Genomic DNA, 19,719 nt, shown 5'->3' with positions numbered 1-19,719 from the left:
CGGCGGTCTCGCCTCAGGCGGCAGCGGGGCGATCCACCGGATGCAGCATGCGCGAGGAGACCGCGATGCGGTTCCACACATTGATGGTGCCGATGGCGATGGTGAGCTTGGCGATCTCCTCGGGCGAGAATTCCGCCGTCACGGCCGCATAGGCGCTGTCGGGAATGCCGGTCTGCGCGATGAGCGTCACGCTCTCGATCCAGTCCAGCGCCGCCCGGTCGCGGGCGCTATAGAGGGGCGATTCGCGCCACGCGGTGAGCATGTGGAGATGCTGGGCGGGAATGCCGTCGGCGAGCGATTCCTTCACATGCATGTCGATGCAATAGGCGCAGCCGTTGATCTGCGAGGCCCGAAGCTTGACCAGATGCAGGAGGCGCTTCTCCAGCCCCGACTTCATCACCGCCCCGTCGAGCGCGCGCACCGCGGCATAAAGGGCGGGGGCGGCCTCGGCCACGTTCATCCTGGGTTCCATGCCTCTCTCCTGTCTGCTCTCGGATTTGCGATCCCGCCAGCCTCTGGCTGAGAATCATGGACATATTATATCGATGATTATCGAGGTAGGAAAGAGGCCGGCTGGTGGTGGGCCCGAGGCAGCATCCGGAGCGCGCATGAGGCGGTTGGGAGACGGGGTGGAGGCGGCGCTGCACTGCGCGCTGGTGCTGTGCTGGCTGGAGCCGGGCAAGGTGCTGCCGGGCAAGAGCCTCGCCGAGATGCACGGCCTCTCCGAGAGCTACCTGCTCAAGCACATGCGCGCCCTCACCGAGGCCGGCCTCGTGGAGGCCCTGCCCGGCCCGCGCGGCGGCTACCGGCTGGCGCGGCGCCCAGGCGAGATCACGCTGCTCGACATCGTGGAGGCCATCGACGGCAAAGAGCCCGCCTTCACCTGCAAGGAAATCCGCCGGCGCGGCCCGGGCAAGTCCAAGGACCGCTGCGCCTACAAGACCGACTGCTTCATCAAGCGCCGGATGCTGGCGGCGGAAGAGCTGTGGCGCCAGTCGCTGCGCGCGCAGACCCTCGCCGATCTCGCGCAGGATGGCGCGGCGCTGATCGACGCCGAGAGCCAGAAGACCATCGCCGCCTTCGTGCGCGAGGCCCAGCGCTAGGCGCCGCGACACTGCGGAACTTCGCCACCGCTTGCCCGTTGTGCTCGCAGCCCGGTGCGTTTTTGCGCGGGTGATCGCCCAAGGACAGACCACCGTTCCACCCGTAGCCCCACGGATGGATGCGCGCCGGCGCATGCGGCGGCGCGGCGGGGTGGTTTGGGCCGGCGACACCAGAACAACCGGCGACAACGCCAACCGAAAGGAAACGTCCCATGGCACAGTCCAAGACTTTGCAGGATCTGTTCTCCGAGACGCTGAAGGACATCTATTACGCGGAAAAGCAGATCCTGAAGGCGCTGCCCAAGATGGCGAAATCGGCCCAGTCCGAGGAGCTGAAGGCCGCCTTCCTCACCCATCAGGAGCAGACGGAAGGCCAGATCGAGCGCCTGGAGCAGGTGTTCGAGATGATGGGGAAGGCGGCGCGCGGCAAGCATTGCCCGGCCATCGTCGGCATCGTGGACGAGGGCAAGGAGATCATGGAGGACTTCGCCGGCACCGACGCGCTGGATGCCGGCCTCCTCTCCGCCGCCCAGGCGGTGGAGCATTACGAGATCGCCCGCTACGGCACGCTGAAGACCTGGGCCGCCCAGCTCGGCCTCGCCGATGCGGTACCCCTGCTGGAGGCGACCCTGAAGGAAGAGAAGGAGACCGACCAGCTCCTCACCCGCCTCGCCTCCGCCGACGTGAACAAGAAGGCGGCCTGACGCGGCCCACCCGGCGCCCGCACCGGCGGGCGCCGGATGTTATGAAAGAGCGGCCCGCTCCGGCGGGTGCCGGATGTCACGAAAGAGCGGCCCGCTCCGGCGGGTGCCGGCTTCATGAGAGGGGGCGTCCTTGCGCTGGCATTCGCCGCCCCGCGCCCTATGCTCCGGATCGAGATTCACCGGAGAGTCCTGCCCGCGCCACCGCGCGGACCCGGGACGACAGGGACGCGATGCGAGACTTCCGCTGCCTCTACCGCCACGATTTCCTGCGCATTGCGGCCTGCGTGCCGCGCGGAGCCGTCGCGGACCCGAGCTTCGCCGTTGCCGAGACGCTGGAGATGGCCACCCAAGGCCATGAGGACGGCGTCGCCCTGATGCTCTTCCCGGAGCTGGGTCTGTCCTCCTACGCCATCGATGACCTCCTGTTCCAGGCCCCGCTGCTGGATGCGGTGGAGGGCGCGCTCGCGACCCTCGTCGCCGCCTCGCAGGACCTCTCCCCCGTGCTGGCGGTGGGCGCGCCGCTGCGCCATCAGGGCCGGCTCTACAACACGGCGGTGGTGATCCATGGCGGGGTGATCCTCGGCGTGGTGCCGAAGAGCTACCCGCCCAACTACCGCGAGTTCTACGAGCGCCGCCACTTCACCCCCGGCCTCGACGAGCACGGCGGCTTCATCCGCCTGCTGGGCGAAGACGTGCCGTTCGGCGTGGACCTCCTGTTCCGGTCCGAAGGGGAGGTGCCGTTCACCTTCCATGTGGAGATCTGCGAGGACGTGTGGGTGCCCCTGCCGCCCTCCACGCGGGCCGCGCTCGCCGGCGCGGAAGTGCTGCTGAACCTCTCGGCCAGCAACATCACCATCGGCAAGGCGGAATCCCGCCGCCTGCTGTGCGGCTCGCAATCCGCCCGCTGCGTCGCCGCCTATGCCTATTCGGCGGCGGGGCCGGGGGAATCCACCACCGATCTCGCCTGGGACGGCCACGCCGCCATCTTCGAATATGGCGACACCCTCGCCGAGGCGGAGCGCTTCGCCCCCGACGCGACCATGGCGGTGGCGGACATCGACCTCGGCCGCCTGCGGCAGGAGCGCATGCGGGTGAACACGTTTGGGGAGTGCGCGCGGCTGGAGCGCGACAGCGCCCCGCCCTTCCGCACCGCCCAATTCGCCTACGAGCCGCCCGCCGAGCCCGTGCGCCTCGCGCGCGACGTGGCGCGCTTCCCCTTCGTGCCCAACGATCCGGCGCGGCTCACGGAAGACTGCTACGAGGCCTACAACATCCAGGTGCAGGGCCTCGCCCAGCGCCTCGCCTCGACAGGCATGTCGCGGGTGGTGATCGGCGTCTCGGGCGGCCTTGATTCCACGCAGGCGCTCATCGTCGCCGTGCGCGCCATGGACCGCGTCGGCCATCCCCGCTCCAACGTGCTGGCCTATACCCTGCCGGGCTTCGCCACCTCCGACGAGACCAAGGGCAACGCCTGGGCGCTGATGCGCGCGCTGGGCGTAAGCGCCGAGGAGATCGACATCCGCCCCGCAGCGCGGCAGATGCTGGCCGATCTCGGCCACCCCTTCGCGGAGGGGCAGGCGGCCTATGACGTGACCTTCGAGAATGTGCAGGCGGGCCTGCGGACGGATTATCTGTTCCGCCTCGCCAACCACCATCGCGGCCTCGTGGTGGGTACCGGCGATCTCTCCGAGCTGGGGCTCGGCTGGTGCACCTATGGCGTCGGGGACCAGATGTCCCACTACAACGTCAACGCCTCGGTGCCGAAGACGCTGATCCAGCACCTCATCCGCTTTGTCGCCGCCTCCGGCGACGTGAGCGAGGAGACGGCCAGCATCCTCCACGCCATCCTCTCAACCGAGATTTCCCCGGAGCTGGTGCCGGCCACCGAGGGGGGCACCATCCAGTCCACCCAGAGCATCATCGGCCCCTACCCGCTCCAGGACTTCACGCTCTTCTACCTGACCCGCTACGGCTTTCCGCCGTCCAAGATCGCCTTCCTCGCCGAGCACGCCTGGGCGGACAGGGACGCGGGGCGCTGGCCGCGCGGCATCCCCGAGGGCGAGAAGCGGGCCTATGACCTCGCCGAGATCCGTCGCTGGATGAAGGTGTTCCTCTCGCGCTTCTTCACCAGCCAGTTCAAGCGCTCGGCGCTGCCCAACGGGCCGAAGATCTCCTCCGGCGGCTCCCTCTCCCCCCGCGGCGACTGGCGCCAGCCCTCCGACAGCGGGCCGGGCGTGTGGCTCGCCGAGCTGGAGCGCAACGTCCCGGAGGCGTAGCGGGAACCGGCCCGTCTCCCGTCCTTGCACCGTGAGACCGCGCACCGCGCGAACCTTCGGAGGCCGCGCCCCACGCCGGAATGGCCAAAGGCGCAATTGCAGACCCGGAAAGCCCGAAGGCGCTCCCGGGGCGGCCGGCTGGTCGTCCGCGGGCGTGTGTCATCTACGGCTCAGGTCATGCTTCAGCCTGAAATAGCGGGACCGCAACAGACAACCGGCCGCACTTTCGTGACCCCATTGTTTTCGCATTTTGCGACGAATTTCCTGATATTTATCAAGATGTTATTCGTCGTTTGACGGCACTTTGCACTGTCGCTGGCGCGCGGCCGGGCTATGCTCAGCCTCTGCCGCCGTCACGGCGGAAGACCTGTGGAGGGCTGCATGGCAACCGTCGCGATCAACTGGTCTTGGGGCGCCCACGACACCATCGATTTCGATCCGGCAACCGACACGCTCGACTTCGGCTGGATCGGCGCTGACAGCTTCACCATCACCGAGGTCAACGGGTCGGTTGTCATCGATCTGCCCGGCAACAACCACAGCTACACGCTGAAGGGGGTCTCCCTTTCGGACCTCTCCCTGGCCAACGTCACCGGCCATGATGCCTCGATGTTCGCCGAGTGGAGCGACGCCCTTGCCGCGAGCCACGCCATCACCGGCGGCGTCAACGACATCATCTCCGTGGCGCACGGCACCGACACCGTGCTGACCTTCGATCCCAAGCACGACACGCTGGATTTTTCCGGCCTCACGGCGGGCGACGTCGCCATTGCCGAGGCCAACGGCTCGGTGGTGATCTTCCTGCCCAAGTCGCAGCAGACCTACATCCTCGAAGGCGTCAGCCTCGCAGACCTCTCCATCGGCAACATCAAGGGTGCCGACGGCGCGCTCCTCGCCGAGTGGAGCGGCGCCCTCACCGCCGCCGATACCACGGGCAGCGTGAGCGCCAAGGCCAGCCTTGCCACGTCAGCCGGCGCGACGGACGGCACCACCTACGGGGTGGGCTGGCAGTGGAACACGCAGCAGGTGATCTCCTTCGACCCCGCCCACGACAAGCTCGATTTCGGCTGGCTCCAGCCGCAGGATTTCTCGCTGGCCGAGGTGAACGGCTCCCTCGTCATCATTTTCGCCGCCAACCAGCAGACCATCACCCTCGAGGGCGTGACCCTCGCCGACCTCACGCCGGACGACATCATCGGCAAGACCAGCTTCGTCACCGATGCCTGGGCCGAGGCCATCGCCGAGGCCAAGGGGGAGACGACCGGCAGCGGCACGACGGGCGCGACGCCGCCCCAGGTGATCGAGGCGCCGGACTGGTCCTCCGACACGGTCTATACGGCGGGCGATCAGGTCACGGTGGGCCATGTGGTCTACGAGGCCAAGTGGTGGACCCTCGGCAGCGATCCCGAGCACGATTACGGCCCCACCGGCTCCGGCCATGTCTGGACCAGGGTCGGCTACTCCGATCTCACCCCCGTGGCCCCCGAGACGCCGCAGGATGTCCACGCCGCCACCACCACCGAGACCTCCGTGACCCTGACCTGGGATGCGGCGGAGGTGTTCGGCGTCGGCACGGTTTCACAATACGCCATCTATCAGGACGGCGAGCTGATCGGCACCACCGACCAGCGCAGCTTCAAGGTGGCGGGGCTGGACGCGGACACGCCCTACAAGTTCAGCATCGTTGCCGTGGACGAGGCCGGCGCCTCGCACCCCTCGTTGGCGATTTCCGTCACCACCGATCCCGTCGGCACCGATGCGACGGACCATCAGGTGTTCTCGCCCTACGTGGACCTCTCCGTGGTCTCGAGCGCGGCGGACCTGATGCAGGACGTGAGCGAGGCCGGCATCCACGCCGTCACCCTCGCCTTCGTGGTGGGCACCGGGAGCAACGAGATCGGCTGGGCCGGACTCGGCTCCGGGAACACGCTCGCCGACGGCAGCTCGGTCGCCTCGGTGGTCCAGGATCTGAAGGCCCATGGCGTGGACGTGACCATCTCCTTCGGTGGCGGTCATGGGGAAGAGCCGGCGCTCTACTACACGGATGCCACCGCGCTCACCGCCGCCTACCAGTCGGTGATCGACACCTACGGCGTGAAGTCCCTCGACTTCGACGTGGAGGGCGACGCCCTCACCAACGACGCCGCCAACGCCCTGCGCAACGAGGCGCTCGCGGCGCTGGAGAAGGCCAATCCCGACCTCTCGGTCTCCTTCACCCTGCCGGCGCTCCCCACTGGCCTGACGCAGGACGACATCAAGCTGCTGGCCGACGCCCATGCCGCCGGAGTGGAGATCGACACCGTCAACCTCATGGTGATGAACTACGGCGCGGGGATTGATTCCGGCGACATGGGGCAGGATGCCATCGACGCCGCCGAAGCCACCATCGCCCAGCTGCATGATCTCGGCATCGACGCCAAGGTGGGCATCACCCCCATGGTCGGCATCAACGACGTGCAGAGCGAGGTCTTCACCCTGCAGGATGCGCAGCAGCTGGTGGATTTTGCGGATGGCAACGACCACATCGCCTCGCTCGCCATGTGGTCCCTCGGCCGCGACCACGGGGATGTGGTCGGCCACATGACCTACGACAACAGCGGCGTGGCCCAGCACGACTGGGACTTCGCCAAGATCTTCGCGACCGTCTGATAGGTGCGGAAGACGGCCGCCTACGGCGTCTCGAACACCCGCCCCTCGCCGTCGCCCTCGCTCCGCTCGGAGCGCGGCGACAGTGTCCGGCGGAAGGCGGCGGGGGTGGCGCCGAAGCGGGCCTTGAAGGCGCGGCCGAAATGGGAGCCGTCGGCAAAGCCGAGGTCGGCGGCGATGCGGGCGGCGGAAAAGCGCGTGTTGGCCAGCATCCAGCGCGCATGGCGCAGCCTGAGCGCCAGATAGCTCTCCTGCGGGCTTTCCCGCAGGCGGTCCGCGAACAGCCGCTCCAGCTGCCGCACGCCGACGCCGAGGGCGTCCGCAATGTCGGCGATGGCCAAAGGCTCGGCGAGGTTCTGCTCCATCAGCAGCAGGGCGCGGGAGACGCGCGCGTCGTCCACCGTCCCCTCCGCCCGGCGCGGGGCGGGCTGGGCGCTCTCGGCCGCGCGGGGGCGGTCGATGAGGAGGATGTTGAGCGCCTTCTGGGCCGTGGCAGCGCCGAGATGCTCGGTGACGAGGCGGGCGGCAAGGTCCGCCACGCCCGCACCGCCGGAGCAGGTGATGCGATCGCCATCCACCACGAACAGCTGGTCCGCCACCGGCACGAGGGTGGGGAATTCGTCTAGGAAATCGCGGTAGTGATACCAGCTCACGCAGCATTTGCGCTGCGCCATGAGCCCCAGCCGGCACAGGAGGAACGAGCCGGTGCACACGCCGATGAGCGGCACGCCCGCCGCCGCCGCGCGCCTGAGATAGGCCGCCAGAGGGTCGGCCTGCGCCGGCACCCCGCGCAGCAGCCCGCCCACCGCCACGATGTAGTCGAACGCCTTCGGGTCCAAGAGGTCCGCGGTCGGCTGGATGTCGATGCCGCAGGACGAGCGGACGGGGCGCAGATGCGGGCTCATCACCTGCCAGGAGCAGTCGATGGGGCGGGAGCGGTCGCCCTTGTCGGCGGCGAGGCGCAGCATGTCCACGAAGCTGGAAAAAGCCGTCAGCGTGAAGTTGGGCAGCAGCACGAACCCCACCCTGAGCTTGGCGGACGGGCCGGGACGGGTGGAAAGAACGTGTCGCATCTGTTCCAGACGAAAGTCGCAAGGGGACGAGCAGGCGCCCCCGCCGGCAAGCATGATGAAGCTTCGCCCCGCCCTGGATGCGGGTCAAGTGACGCGCGACAAGTATTTGAAAAAGCGGTAGAATAATTGCACCGTTCCCGGAGGGAGACGGATGACCAGCGTGTTCGACCTGTTCAAGATCGGCATCGGGCCGTCCTCGTCCCACACCGTGGGGCCGATGGTGGCGGCGCGCCGCTTCCGGGAGGCGCTCCCCGCTGGCACCGCCTGCATCACCGCCGAGCTGTTCGGCTCGCTGGCCTGGACCGGCAAGGGCCACGGTTCCAACCGGGCCATCGCGCTCGGCCTCATGGGCGCGCGGCCGGAGACATTGGACCCGGACGACGTGCCGGCGCTGGTGGCGCGGCTCTTCATCCGCAAGTCCATCGAGGTGGAGGGCGCCCGCATCGCCTTCGATCCCGAGGCCGATCTCATCTTCGATTTCGACACGCTGATGCCGCTGCATTCCAACGCCATGCGCTTTCGCGCCTATGACGCGGACGGCGCGCGGCTCGACGAACGGGTCTTCTATTCCATCGGCGGCGGCTTCGTGGTGGCCGAGGGCGAGCCGCGCGAGCCGGAGGCGGTGGAGGTGCCCCACCCCTTCGCCACGGCGTCCGAACTCCTCTCCGCCTGCGCCCGCACGGGCCTCACCATCGCCGGCCTGCAGATGGCGAATGAATGCGCGCTGCGCCCGGCGGAAGAGGTGGAGGAGAAGCTGGACGCGATCCTCGCCGCCATGTTCGCCTCCATCGATCGCGGCCTCGCACAGGACGGCACCCTGCCCGGAAGCCTGCGCGTGCGGCGGCGGGCCAAGGCGATCCGCGACCAATTGGAGGCGGACCGCCACGCCAATCGCCGCCCGCCGCACGAGATCATGGATTGGGTCTCGGTCTTCGCCATGGCGGTGAACGAGGAGAATGCCGCCGGCGGGCGCATCGTCACCGCCCCCACCAATGGCGCGGCGGGCATCGTACCGGCGGTGCTGCGCTATGTGCGCGACATCTGCCCGGACACCACCCACGCCCAGCTGCGCGCGTTCCTGCTGACCGCCGCGGCGGTGGGCGCGCTCATCAAGCGCAACGCCTCCATCTCCGGCGCGGAGGTGGGCTGCCAGGGGGAAGTCGGCTCCGCCGCCGCCATGGCCGCGGCCGGGCTCGCCTCAGTTCTGGGGGCGAGCCCGGCGCAGATCGAGAATGCGGCCGAGATCGCCATGGAGCACCATCTCGGCATGACGTGCGACCCGATCGGCGGGCTGGTGCAGATCCCCTGCATCGAGCGCAACGCCTTCGGCGCCAACAAGGCCATCGCCGCCGCCTCCCTCGCGCTGCGGGGGGACGGGGTGCATTTCGTCTCGCTGGATCAGGTCATCGAGACCATGCGCCAGACCGGGGCGGACATGCAGTCCAAATACAAGGAGACCTCCCAAGGCGGTCTCGCGGTGAACGTCCCGGAGTGCTGAGCCGCCCCCCTCTCCCCATGCGGAAGAGGGGCGGGGCGAGGGGTGTCCGCGCCCTTTGCCATGACGCCGGGAAAACCGGGGAAGCCCCCATGCCCACCCCCGTCTCCCGCGACGGGAGAGGGACATCTGCGTCCGAATGACCCCCAAACGAGGAAACCGCCCATGACCCTCCACCTCTCCCCTTCCCCGGTCTCCCCCGCCCCGTCCGGCGACGCCGCCGTGTTCGATGCCATCCGCGCGGAGCTTCGGCGCCAGCAGGATCAGATCGAGCTGATCGCCTCCGAGAACATCGTGTCCGAGGCGGTGCTGAAGGCGCAGGGCTCGGTGCTCACCAACAAGTATGCCGAGGGCCTGCCGGGCAAGCGCTACTACGGCGGCTGCGAGCATGTGGACGTGGTGGAGGAGATCGCCATCGACCGCGCCAAGGCGTTGTTCGGGGCGGGCTTTGCCAATGTGCAGCCCCATTCGGGCGCGCAGGCCAATGCCGCCGTGCTGATGGCGGTGCTGAAGCCCGGCGATACCCTGCTCGGCATGTCGCTGGCGGCCGGCGGCCATCTCACCCACGGGGCGCCGCCCACCCTTTCCGGCAAATGGTTCAACGCCATCGGCTACGGTGTCGCGCCGGCCACCGCCCTGATCGACTACGAGGCGGTGGAGCGCCTGGCGCGGGAACACCAGCCCAAGCTCATCATCGCCGGCGGCTCGTCCTATCCGCGCATCATCGATTTCGCCCGCTTCCGCGCCATCGCCGATCAGGTGGGCGCGCTGCTGATGGTGGATGCCGCCCACTATGCCGGGCTCATCGCCGCCGGGGCCTATCCGTCCCCCTTCCCCCACGCCCATGTGGTGACGACCACCACCCACAAGACCCTGCGCGGCCCGCGCGGCGGCATGATCCTCACCAATGACGAGGCGCTGGCGAAGAAGCTCAATTCGGCTGTTTTCCCCGGCCTGCAGGGCGGCCCGCTGATGCACGTGATCGCCGCCAAGGCGGTGGCGTTCGGCGAGGCGCTGACGCCCGAGTTCCGCGCCTATGCCACGCAGGTGGTCGCAAATGCCCGGGCGCTGGCGGCCCGGCTGTCGCAGCGCGGCGCGGCCATCGTCTCCGGCGGCACAGACAGCCATATGGTGCTGGTGGACCTCAGGCCCTTCGGCGTCACCGGCAAGGCGGCGGAAGCGGCGCTGGAGCGGGCCGGCCTGACCTGCAACAAGAACGGCATTCCGTTCGATCCGGAAAAGCCGGCCGTCACGTCCGGCATCCGCCTCGGCACCCCCGCCGGCACCACGCGCGGGTTCGGCGTCGCCGAGTTCGAGACGGTGGCCGACCTGATCGCCGACGTGCTCACCGGCCTCGCGGCCAACGGCGCCGAAGCCAACGGCAAGGCCGAAGTCGCGGCGCGCGCGACCGTGCGCGACATCTGCGCCCGCTTCCCCCTGTATGCGGGGATGTGAGGGGCGATGCACCGTTTCCTCCCCTCTCCCCTCGCGGGAGAGGGGCCGGGGGTGGGGGGGGCGGGCCTTTCCCGAAAGCGGCGGCTCGTCCCCTGTCGGCGGAATCGCCCCCCGCAATGGGAGCGAGGGTAGCCGTGGAGCGCCCTCGCCCCGCCATTGCGTCGGCGGCGGGGGTTGCGCATGGTGGCGGCCCATGGATGCCGCAGAGTGAGCGCATGAGCCTGCTTTCCGCCCGAGATCTTGCCGCCGATATCCGTTCCGGCCGCACCACGCCTGAAGCCGTGCTTGAGCAGGTCGCCGCCGCCATCGCCGCGCACGAAAGCGAGGTCGGGGCCTTCGTGACGCTCGATCTCGATTCGGCCCGCGCCGCCGCCCGCGCGCCCGGCCTCGCCGCGACGCCGCTCTCCGGCCTGCCGGTGGGGGTGAAGGACATTCTCGACACCCGGGACATGCCCACCACCTACGGCAGCCCCATCTATGCCGGCTACCGCCCGCGCACGGATGCGCCGGTGGTGGCCATGACGCGCCGCGCCGGCGGCGTCGTCGTGGGGAAGACCGAGACCACCGAATTCGCCTTCCTCCAGCCGACGCGCACGCGCAATCCGCGCCGCCTCACCTTCTCCCCCGGCGGCTCCTCGGCGGGTTCGGCTGCGGCGGTGGCGGCGGGGATGCTGCCGCTGGCGCTCGGCACCCAGACCGGCGGCTCGGTAATCCGCCCGGCCGCCTTCTGCGGCGTCACCGGCTACAAGCCCACCTTCCGCCTGCTGCCGACGCTGGGCATGAAGACCTTCTCCTGGCATCTCGACACCGTTGGCCTGTTCGGCGCGCGGGTGCGCGACGTGGCCTTCGCGGCCGATGCCATCGCCGGACGCGGCCTCGACATCGGCGAGGAGACCGCCGAAGCGCCGCGCATCGCCATCGTGCGCACCGCCCGCGCCAGCGCCGCCTCGCCCGACGCCCATGCCGCGCTGGAGGCCGCCGCCCGCGCCGCCGAGGCAAGGGGCGCCCGCATCTTCGATCTGGAATTGCCCGAGGCGCTGGAGGCGGCCGACGCCATCCACGGCACGGTGCAGGATTTCGAGGCGGCGCTCTCCCTCGGCGACGAGCTGGACTATGACGGCGACCGGCTCTCGCCCCTGCTGCGCGGCCATCTCAAAGCCGCCCGCGCCATTCCGCCCGACCTTTATGACGGCGCGCGACGCACCGCCAAGCGAGCGCGGCATGCGCTGGGGGACGTGTTCGCGGAGGTGGATGCCATCCTCACCTTCTCCGCCCCCGGCCCCGCGCCGGAGGGATTCGCCACCACCGGCTCGGCCATCTTCAATCGGCTGTGGACGCTGATGGGGTGCCCGGCGATCAATGTGGCTGGGCTCTCCGCCGCCAACGGCATGCCCGTGGGTGTGCAGGTGGTGGGGCGTTTCGGGCGGGATCGGCAGGCGCTGGCCGTCGCGAGCCTCGTGGAAGCCGCCATTACCGCCTGACATGCAGTATTCCACCGCAGCCGACCGTGCGCCGCAGCGGAAGGGAAAGCGTAGAAGGGGGCGTGACTTGGCGCGCGCCGCACTGCGGAAAGTCATGCGCTGCAATAGTTTGCAGCGGCGATGCAGCACAACTTACCTCTTTCCGCATTTTGAGAGTTTGTTAAAGTTCTCTCAAGATCGACCCTGCGAGGCATAAGGTGACACTTGGCCATCTCCTCACCGTGATCGAGACGTGCGCGGCCTTCGGCTTCGTTGGCGCTGTGCTGCTCGGTCTGGTCTGAGGTCAGGACCCGCCACCGCCCTCATGGGACCCGAGAACAGCAATAACCGGGGTCCGGTCGATCGAAGGCGCCGGGGAGCCAACCTCCCCGGCGCCACTCGTTCCAGGTCCGGAAACACGGGCAGTCGCGCCACCGGATACCGCCGCCCCTTCTGCCTGCCCTTCATGACACGTCGTTGACATCGCCGCGGGCACGACCGCGCGCGCCGTCACAAACCGCCTGTCACAGTCGCGGAGACGCGACCGTTGACGGCGCCTTGGCCGAACGGCGCAGCGCTTGGCGCAGCATCGTCACATGGGTGTTGCGGAGCCGCGCTATCCAACCTCCCGACGCGCTGGTGTGGATCGCCTCGGCTCAGGCTGATCGATTCTCCGCCGGCCAGTGATCGAGACCGCGCTGTCCGGCCGGCTTGCCCTGCAAGCGGGCCGGCGCGTGCTCTGGGAGCCTCCGGATGCTGGTGATCGAGGGCCTCACCCGACGCTTCGGCGACAAGGAGGCCGTATCCAACGTGAACCTCGCCATCGGCCAGGGCGCCTTCGTGGGCGTCATCGGCCGATCCGGGGCCGGCAAGTCCACCCTGCTGCGCATGGTCAACCGCCTGCAGGACCCCTCTTCCGGCCGCATCTCCTTCGAGGGTCGCGACGTCACCGCCCTCAAGGGCCACGCGCTGCGCCAATGGCGCGCCGAGGCGGCGATGATCTTCCAGCAGTTCAATCTGGTCGGCCGCCTGGATGTGCTGACCAACGTGCTCATGGGCCGCCTCGCCACCGTTCCCGCCTGGCGCGCCCTCACCAAGAGCTGGAGCGCGGATGACCGGGCCATCGCCCTCTCCGCCCTCGACCAGTTCGACATCGCTCCCCTTGCCGCCCAGCGCGCCGACAGCCTCTCCGGCGGCCAGCAGCAGCGCGTCGCCATCGCCCGCGCGCTGGCGCAGGAGCCGGCGCTGATCCTCGCCGACGAGCCCATCGCCTCGCTCGATCCGCGCAACACCAAGATCGTGATGGATGCGCTTTTGCGCATCAACAAGCACTTCGGCATCACCGTGCTGTGCAACCTGCACTCGCTCGACCTCGCCCGCACCTATTGCGACCGCCTCGTGGGCATGGCGCAGGGCCGCGTGGTGTTCGACGGCGCGCCCGCGGCGCTGACCGAGCAGGTGGCGCACGATCTCTACGGCCTGGAGGCCGGCGAGGTGATGGACACGCCCGCGCGGCGTCCCGTCGCCGCCGACGACGGCATCCCCGAAGCGGCCGCGCTCGCCTGAGCGCGTGCCTTCCGCGCCGACCCGCGACCGCGACCGCGGGCCGGCCGACCCTGCTTGCCCAGTTTCGATTTCGTCCGACAGGAGCACGAGACATGCTGAACCGTCGTAGCCTGATCGCGGCCGCCGCCGCGCTCGTGATGTCCGCCGGCGCCGCCGCCGCGCAGGACTGGAAGGCAAAGTATCCCGAGCTGGTGTTCGCGGTGATCCCCGCCGAGAACGGCAGCGGCGTGACCGATCGCTACCAGCCGCTCATGGACTATCTCACCAAGCAGCTCGGCACCAAGGTGACGCTGCGCGTCGCCAACGACTATGCCGCGGTGATCGAAGGCCAGCGCGCCGGCAACATCCACATGGCCTATTACGGTCCCTCCTCCTTCGCCCGCGCGCTGATGACCGGCGCCAAGATCGACGCCTTCGCCATCGAGGTGAATGCGGACGGCACCAAGGGCTATCACTCGGTGCTCTATGTGAAGGCCGACAGCCCCTACAAGTCCATCGAGGACCTGAAGGGCAAGAACCTCTGCCTCGTCGATCCCAACTCCACCTCCGGCAACAACGTGCCGCGCTTCGCCCTGAACAAGATGGGCCTCAAGCCCGACGACTTCTTCGGCAAGGTGGTCTACGCCGGCTCGCACGAGAACGCGGTGATTGGCGTGCAGCAGGGCACCTGCGACGCCGCCTTCAACTGGTGGAACGACGAGAACGAGTCCAACCTCCGGCGCATGGAGCGCAAGGGGATGGCGAAGTACGGCGACTTCCGCATCATCTTCAAGTCCGACCAGATCGTGAACTCGCCCTACGCCTATCTCTCGGACCTGCCGGCCGACCTGAAGGCCAAGATCCGCGACGCCTTCTTCTCCATCGAGAAGAACGACAAGGCCGCCTTTGACAAGATCTATGAAGGCAAGAGCCAGCTCTGGCAGCCCATCGACAACGAATCCTACGTGGGCATCATCGAGCTGAACAAGTTCGTCGACGAACTGCGCAAGAAGAAGAGCTGAGGCTGACGCCTCCCGGCGAAGAGCGCGCGTCATGCCCGGGCTTGTCCCGGGCATCCACGTCGGGCCGCATGCGCGATGTTCCGCGGTGGCTTCCCGGCCGCGGGACGTGGATGGCCGGGACAAGCCCGGCCATGACGGCGGCTCCTGAGGCGCGGACGGCGCCCATCACATCCTGCGCCCAGACGCCCCCCTCACCCCGGCCCCTCTCCCGTAAGGGTGGAGGGAAGGAACAGGCAGAGCCCACGTGTCCCACGCCATCACCCGGCTGCCCGACGAGCAGATCGCCCCGCTGATCGCCCATTACGATGCGGCGGTGCGGGCGCGGCGGCGGCATACGCTGATCATGTTCGGCGTGATCGCCGTGTGCACCGTGCTCGCCGCCTGGATGGGCGAGGTGAAGCCGGACGTGTTCTTCGCCCACGCGGATCGGTTGCCGAACTATTTCTGGAGCATCACGCCGGTCCTGCACTGGGACACCCTCGGCGCCGATCTGTCCGAGTGGTACTGGAACCTCGACCATTGGCTGAAGCTGCTGCTGGATACGATCCTGATCGCCTATCTCGGCACGCTCATCGGCGCCATCGGCGGCTTCTGCCTGTGCTTCCTCGCCAGCGCCAATCTGGTGAAGAGCCCGTGGATCCGCCTTGGCGCCCGCCGCTTCCTGGAATTCTGCCGCACGGTGCCGGAGCTGGTGTTCGCGCTGCTGTTCGTGGTGGCCTTCGGGCTCGGCCCGCTGCCGGGCGTGCTGGCGCTGGCCATCCACACCATGGGCGCGCTGGGCAAGCTGTTCGCCGAGGTGGTGGAGAACATCGACATGAAGCCGGTGGAAGGCGCCACCGCCTCCGGCGCCTCCTGGCTCACCACCGTGCGCTTCGCCGTGGTGCCGCAGGTGCTCTCCAATTTCGCCTCCTACGGCCTGCTGCGCTTCGAGATCAACGTGCGGGAAGCCTCCATCATGGGCTTCGTCGGTGCCGGCGGCATCGGGCAGGACCTCGTGGAGGCCATCCGCAAGTTCTATTATTCCGATGTCTCCGCCATCCTCCTCCTCATCATCGCGGCGGTGATGATCATCGATCTCGTCACCGAGCAGGTGCGCCACCGCCTGCTCGGCTTTGGAGGCCAGCGATGAGCCGGGCCCGCATCCGCCTTTCCGGAGACGAGCGCGCGCGCCTTGCCGCCGCCCATCCGCACCTCGTCGCGCCGCCCATCAACACGCGGGTCCGCGTCGGCGTGATCATCGCGGTGTTCGCCGGCATCGCCGCCTTCGGCTTCTGGCAGCTCGGCTTCAATTTCGACCGGCTCGGCAGCGGCATCGCGCAGCTCGCGCATTTCGTCACGCTGATGATGCCGCCCGATCCCGGCACGCAGCTGCCGCTCTACATGCACGCGCTCGGCGAGACGCTGGCCATCGCCTTCCTCGGCACGCTGGGCGGCGCCATCGTCGCCTTTCCTTTCGGCTTCCTCGCCGCGAAGAACGTCATTCCCAACATCTTCGCCCATTTCGCCGTCCGCCGCGTGCTGGATACCGTGCGCGGCGTGGATCGCCTCATCTGGGCGCTGATCTATGTGACGGTGGTGGGCCTCGGCCCGTTCGCCGGCATCCTCGCCATCGCCACCGCGAGCTTCGCCGAGCTGGGCAAATTGTTCTCGGAGGCCGTGGAGGCGCTGGATCGGAAGCCCGTGGAGGGCGTCGTCTCCACCGGCGGCTCACCCGTGGAGGCGGTGCGTTTCGGCATGCTGCCGCAAGTGCTGCCGGTGCTGGCGAGCCAGCTGCTCTATTACTTCGAATCCAACGCCCGCCAGTCCACCATCGTCGGCATCGTCGGGGCGGGCGGCCTCGGCCTTCATCTCGCGGAGCAGATCCGCGTGCTGGAATGGCAGAAGGTGTCGTTTCTCGTCCTGATGATGCTCATCATGGTGGCGGTGATCGACTTCATCTCCTCCCGCCTGCGCTTCGCCATCATCGGCAAATCCCGCATCGGGTGAACGCGCGGGCAGATCGCCTCGGGACGGACCCGGGCCCTTTCCTCCGCTCCCCCGCCCTTTGCTTTGGTCATCCCCCGCCTTGTGCGGGGGATCCACTTCGGGGCCGGAGGGGTGTGCGGTTGTTCAGACACCCGGCTCGGCGGAGGGGTGGATGCCCCGGACGAGCCGGGGCATGACAACCCGACAAGTCACGGCGGCGCCTCAGTACAGAATCTCCCGATAGCGCGCGACCATCTGCTCCTGGCTCTCCGGCGCCTCAATTGCGAAGGACGAGGCGGCGCCGGCCGCGTCCTTGGCGGCGATCTGGTCGCGCAGCATCTCGCCCATGGTGGGCAGTTGGGTGCGCTCCACCTGCGCCTCCGGCTCCCACAGGCGCGAGCGCATGAAGGCCTTGGCGCAGTGCAGATAGGCCTCCTTCACCTCCACCCGCAGCACCGTGCGCGGCGGCTTGCCGCCGACGGTGAAGAGGCGCGTCAGCTCCTCGTCGTCATGGATGAAGGCATTGCCGTTCACCCTGAGCGTCTCGTCCACGCCGGGAATGAGGAAGAGCAGGCCGACCTGCCCGGTGGCGAGGATGTTGGTGAGAGAATCCAGCCGGTTGTTGCCCGGCCGGTCAGGAATGAGCAGGTCGCGCTCGCGCGCCGCGACGAAGCCCGGCACATCGCCGCGCGGCGAGACATCGGCGGCGCCGGAGGCATCGGCCGTGGCGATGAGCACGAACGGGCTCAGCGAGATGAAGTGCCGGCAGTGCCGGTCCAGCCGGTCCAGCTGCTTGGCGACGCTGCGTCCGGCAGCAGCACCATAGAGACGGCGCAGGGCGGCTTCATCGGCGACGACGGCCATGGGGCAGGACCTCCTTCGGATACCTATTTCTCGCGCAAACGATTGGGCTGACGCAAGCACCTAGGGCTTGAAAACCAGCTGCACCCGGTCCGCGGCGAAGGAGGAGCGGCCCCATTGCAGCGGCGCGCCGCTGGCCTCCACGTCCAGCCGCTCCAGCACCATCACCGCGCGGCCGGGGGCGAGGGAGAGAATGTCCATCTCGCGCGGATTGGCGGGGCGGGCGGTGATGCGGGTCTCGCGGCGGCGGAAATCCTCGATGCCCAGTGTCGCCAGCGCCCGCGTCAGCGATCCGGTGGCTTCATAGATGAGATCGAGGTCGCGGCAGCGGGCGGCGGGAAACCAGGCAGAGCCGCAGGAGATGGGTACGCCGTCCGCCTCGTGGGTGGTCTCGATGCGCAGCACCGGCGTGCCGATGGCGAGCTGCAGCTCGCGCGCCACGTCCGCATCCGCCGCCTCCACCGTGGAGCCGCGGAACCGGCCAGACGGCTCGCGCCCGCCCGCCGCCACGATCTCGGAGAAGCGGGTGCGCGCGCCGATGGGATAGCGCAGCGGCGGCTCCTTCACGAAGGTGCCCCGCCCCGCCGTCGCCTCGATGAGCCCGGCCTCGGAGAGATGGGAGAGCGCGCGGCGCAAAGTGTGGCGATTGACGCCGAACCGCTCGGCCAGCTCGGCCTCCACCGGCAGGCGCACGCCCGGCGCGAGCGTGCCGGCGAGGATGTCCGCCTCCAGCTTCTCGGCGATCTGCCGCCACAAAGTGACGCCGCTGCCCCGCGCGACGGAGGGCACGGCTGGCGATGCCTCGTCCTCCGTCATCGGGCTGTGACCATCGGCGGCGAGACTGCGCGGCGCACCAGACATTCCTGCCTCTCCACGTCCGCCCCGCGAAATCGCAAAGGGCGCAGATACCTTCTTGCGCATTTGTATAGACTATTATACAAACCATGTCCAGCAAGGCCCCGCGGCAGGGTTCGCCCGTTTGCGCCAGGGTCAGGGACATCTGGAGACCGCCCGTGAGGTCCGAACCGCCGCACATCACCGAGCCGCAAATCGCCGCCGTTCCCGACCCCGCCGCCGAGCAGGCCGCGCGGGAGGTGATGATGGGCCTTTATGCCCGCGCCACCCGCGCCGAGCTTCAGGCCGCAGTGGAGCGCTTCCAGCCGCTGCCGCAGCTGAAAAGGCTGCGCCCGGCGGAGGCCGGCCTCATCATGGTGCAGGGCCGCACCGGCGGCGACGGCGCCCCCTTCAATCTGGGCGAGGCGACCGTGACCCGCGCCGCCGTGCAGCTCGCGGGCGGTGCCACCGGCGTCTCCTATCTGCTCGGCCGCGACCCGGCGAAGGCGGAGGCCGCCGCCATCCTCGACGCTTTGTGGCAGGACGCGGCGTTGCGCCTCGCCGTCACCGACGCGCTCACCCCCGTGCGGCGCCGCCTCGCGGTGGAGGCGGCGCGTGCGGCGGAGGAGACGGAGGCCACCAAGGTCAATTTCTTCACCATGACGCGGGGAGAAGACTGATGGCCGTGACTGCCCTCGCCGCCGGCTTCGCCGATCCGGTGCACGACGCCCAGCGCAGCTTTACCGCCGTGATGCGCGCCATGGCCGAGCCGGGTCTTCCCGTGCCGCTGGCGAGCGACCTCGAGCCGCCCGCGCCGCTCTCCCGCGAGGCCGCCGCCTGCGCCCTCGCGCTGCTCGATTATGAAACACCGGTGTTCCTCGACGCCGCGCTCTCCGCCGCGCCGGCCGTGGCCGCCTTCCTGCGCTTCCACACCGGCGCGCCGGTGGTCGACGACCCCGCCGCCGCCCGCTTCGCGTTCATCGCCGACGCGGCTGCGCTGCCCGACTTCGGCGCCTTCGCACAGGGCGAGCCGGACTATCCGGACCGCTCGGCGACGCTGATCGTACAGGTGGCGGAGCTGGGCACCGGCGCGATCACCATCGCAGGCCCCGGCATCAACGGCCGGCGCAGCTTCTCGGCCGCGCCGCTGCCGTCCGACCTGCCGGCGCGGCTCGCCGCCAACCGGGCGCTGTACCCGCTCGGCATCGACCTCATCCTCACCGCGCCGGGGGGCGTTCTGGGCCTGCCGCGCACGGTGAAGCCCGTGATGGAGGACTGAT

General features: G+C 69.1%; 17 protein-coding genes. 13 read left to right on the top strand and 4 right to left on the bottom strand.

The window, feature by feature from the left end; genetic code table 11:
* Positions 1–13: 13 nt before the first annotated feature.
* Positions 14–472: a carboxymuconolactone decarboxylase family protein gene (locus tag V5F74_RS10305; protein ID WP_394007817.1), complete on the bottom strand. Its 459-nt coding sequence runs from the start codon at positions 470–472 to the stop codon at positions 14–16.
* Between the two features lie 136 nt (positions 473–608).
* On the opposite strand from V5F74_RS10305, the gene V5F74_RS10300 reads away from it, so the two are divergent.
* The 4 genes from V5F74_RS10300 to V5F74_RS10285 all read left to right on the top strand — a co-directional run bounded on the left by V5F74_RS10300 (position 609) and on the right by V5F74_RS10285 (position 6,732).
* Positions 609–1,103, top strand: coding sequence for an RrF2 family transcriptional regulator (locus V5F74_RS10300; protein ID WP_394007815.1), 495 nt, complete (start codon positions 609–611; stop codon positions 1,101–1,103).
* 212 nt (positions 1,104–1,315) lie between these two features.
* A complete protein-coding gene (locus V5F74_RS10295; protein WP_250166168.1) occupies positions 1,316–1,807 on the top strand; it encodes a YciE/YciF ferroxidase family protein in 492 nt (163 codons plus the stop codon).
* Positions 1,808–2,037: 230 nt separating this feature from the next.
* Positions 2,038–4,083: an NAD(+) synthase gene (locus V5F74_RS10290; protein WP_394007813.1), complete on the top strand. Its 2,046-nt coding sequence runs from the start codon at positions 2,038–2,040 to the stop codon at positions 4,081–4,083.
* Between the two features lie 381 nt (positions 4,084–4,464).
* On the top strand, positions 4,465–6,732 hold the full coding sequence (locus V5F74_RS10285; protein ID WP_394007811.1) for a fibronectin type III domain-containing protein: 2,268 nt from the start codon (positions 4,465–4,467) through the stop codon (positions 6,730–6,732).
* A 20-nt stretch (positions 6,733–6,752) separates the two neighbouring features.
* Here the strand turns inward: V5F74_RS10285 and V5F74_RS10280 are convergent, their stop codons facing one another.
* Positions 6,753–7,802, bottom strand: coding sequence for a GlxA family transcriptional regulator (locus tag V5F74_RS10280; RefSeq protein ID WP_394007809.1), 1,050 nt, complete (start codon positions 7,800–7,802; stop codon positions 6,753–6,755).
* 151 nt (positions 7,803–7,953) lie between these two features.
* Here V5F74_RS10280 and V5F74_RS10275 point away from each other — a divergent pair, with 151 nt between their 5' ends.
* The 7 genes from V5F74_RS10275 (at position 7,954) to phnE (V5F74_RS10245) (ending at position 16,765) form a co-directional block, all read left to right on the top strand.
* The gene (locus tag V5F74_RS10275; protein ID WP_394007807.1) at positions 7,954–9,300 is read left to right on the top strand and encodes an L-serine ammonia-lyase; all 1,347 of its coding nucleotides are present in this window, start codon (positions 7,954–7,956) and stop codon (positions 9,298–9,300) included.
* A 162-nt stretch (positions 9,301–9,462) separates the two neighbouring features.
* Positions 9,463–10,752, top strand: coding sequence for a serine hydroxymethyltransferase (glyA, locus tag V5F74_RS10270; protein WP_394007805.1), 1,290 nt, complete (start codon positions 9,463–9,465; stop codon positions 10,750–10,752).
* A gap of 221 nt (positions 10,753–10,973) precedes the next feature.
* Positions 10,974–12,233 (top strand): amidase, encoded by a 1,260-nt coding sequence (locus V5F74_RS10265; RefSeq protein WP_394008892.1) that lies wholly within the window; start codon positions 10,974–10,976, stop codon positions 12,231–12,233.
* Between the two features lie 732 nt (positions 12,234–12,965).
* Positions 12,966–13,778 (top strand): phosphonate ABC transporter ATP-binding protein, encoded by an 813-nt coding sequence (phnC, locus tag V5F74_RS10260; RefSeq protein ID WP_029555060.1) that lies wholly within the window; start codon positions 12,966–12,968, stop codon positions 13,776–13,778.
* 92 nt (positions 13,779–13,870) lie between these two features.
* The gene (gene phnD / locus V5F74_RS10255; protein ID WP_029555061.1) at positions 13,871–14,779 is read left to right on the top strand and encodes a phosphonate ABC transporter substrate-binding protein; all 909 of its coding nucleotides are present in this window, start codon (positions 13,871–13,873) and stop codon (positions 14,777–14,779) included.
* 244 nt (positions 14,780–15,023) lie between these two features.
* Entirely contained in the window at positions 15,024–15,908 is an 885-nt protein-coding gene (gene phnE, locus V5F74_RS10250) for a phosphonate ABC transporter, permease protein PhnE (protein ID WP_394007802.1), read from the top strand.
* Positions 15,905–16,765: a phosphonate ABC transporter, permease protein PhnE gene (phnE, locus tag V5F74_RS10245; protein WP_374252926.1), complete on the top strand. Its 861-nt coding sequence runs from the start codon at positions 15,905–15,907 to the stop codon at positions 16,763–16,765. Before phnE (V5F74_RS10250) ends, phnE (V5F74_RS10245) begins: the two co-directional genes overlap by 4 nt.
* A gap of 201 nt (positions 16,766–16,966) precedes the next feature.
* On the opposite strand, the gene V5F74_RS10240 is transcribed toward phnE (V5F74_RS10245), so the two are convergent.
* Positions 16,967–17,608, bottom strand: coding sequence for a pyridoxamine 5'-phosphate oxidase family protein (locus tag V5F74_RS10240; RefSeq protein WP_394007800.1), 642 nt, complete (start codon positions 17,606–17,608; stop codon positions 16,967–16,969).
* A 60-nt stretch (positions 17,609–17,668) separates the two neighbouring features.
* The gene (gene phnF, locus V5F74_RS10235; RefSeq protein WP_394007798.1) at positions 17,669–18,466 is read right to left on the bottom strand and encodes a phosphonate metabolism transcriptional regulator PhnF; all 798 of its coding nucleotides are present in this window, start codon (positions 18,464–18,466) and stop codon (positions 17,669–17,671) included.
* 152 nt (positions 18,467–18,618) lie between these two features.
* Between phnF and phnG the strand changes: the two genes are divergently transcribed.
* Positions 18,619–19,119, top strand: coding sequence for a phosphonate C-P lyase system protein PhnG (gene phnG, locus V5F74_RS10230; RefSeq protein WP_394007796.1), 501 nt, complete (start codon positions 18,619–18,621; stop codon positions 19,117–19,119).
* Positions 19,119–19,718 carry a phosphonate C-P lyase system protein PhnH gene (gene phnH / locus V5F74_RS10225; protein ID WP_394007794.1) on the top strand — a complete coding sequence of 200 codons (600 nt, stop codon included), beginning with the start codon at positions 19,119–19,121 and terminating at the stop codon, positions 19,716–19,718. The genes phnG and phnH overlap by 1 nt, the downstream gene beginning before the upstream one ends.
* Position 19,719: the final 1 nt, after the last annotated feature.

The organism is Xanthobacter aminoxidans (genome assembly GCF_043193615.1).
Classification (GTDB): Bacteria; Pseudomonadota; Alphaproteobacteria; order Rhizobiales; family Xanthobacteraceae; genus Xanthobacter; species Xanthobacter aminoxidans.
This window is presented reverse-complemented; position numbering and strand designations above follow the sequence as displayed.

Coding starts and splice junctions, on each gene's coding strand:
- V5F74_RS10305 (WP_394007817.1), bottom strand. CDS start 472: ATGGAACCCAGGATGAACGTGGCCGAGGCCGCCCCCGCCCTTTATGCC.
- V5F74_RS10280 (WP_394007809.1), bottom strand. CDS start 7,802: ATGCGACACGTTCTTTCCACCCGTCCCGGCCCGTCCGCCAAGCTCAGG.
- phnE (WP_374252926.1), top strand. CDS start 15,905: ATGAGCCGGGCCCGCATCCGCCTTTCCGGAGACGAGCGCGCGCGCCTT.
- V5F74_RS10300 (WP_394007815.1), top strand. CDS start 609: ATGAGGCGGTTGGGAGACGGGGTGGAGGCGGCGCTGCACTGCGCGCTG.
- V5F74_RS10285 (WP_394007811.1), top strand. CDS start 4,465: ATGGCAACCGTCGCGATCAACTGGTCTTGGGGCGCCCACGACACCATC.
- phnF (WP_394007798.1), bottom strand. CDS start 18,466: ATGTCTGGTGCGCCGCGCAGTCTCGCCGCCGATGGTCACAGCCCGATG.
- phnH (WP_394007794.1), top strand. CDS start 19,119: ATGGCCGTGACTGCCCTCGCCGCCGGCTTCGCCGATCCGGTGCACGAC.
- V5F74_RS10290 (WP_394007813.1), top strand. CDS start 2,038: ATGCGAGACTTCCGCTGCCTCTACCGCCACGATTTCCTGCGCATTGCG.
- V5F74_RS10295 (WP_250166168.1), top strand. CDS start 1,316: ATGGCACAGTCCAAGACTTTGCAGGATCTGTTCTCCGAGACGCTGAAG.
- glyA (WP_394007805.1), top strand. CDS start 9,463: ATGACCCTCCACCTCTCCCCTTCCCCGGTCTCCCCCGCCCCGTCCGGC.
- V5F74_RS10240 (WP_394007800.1), bottom strand. CDS start 17,608: ATGGCCGTCGTCGCCGATGAAGCCGCCCTGCGCCGTCTCTATGGTGCT.
- V5F74_RS10275 (WP_394007807.1), top strand. CDS start 7,954: ATGACCAGCGTGTTCGACCTGTTCAAGATCGGCATCGGGCCGTCCTCG.
- phnC (WP_029555060.1), top strand. CDS start 12,966: ATGCTGGTGATCGAGGGCCTCACCCGACGCTTCGGCGACAAGGAGGCC.
- phnD (WP_029555061.1), top strand. CDS start 13,871: ATGCTGAACCGTCGTAGCCTGATCGCGGCCGCCGCCGCGCTCGTGATG.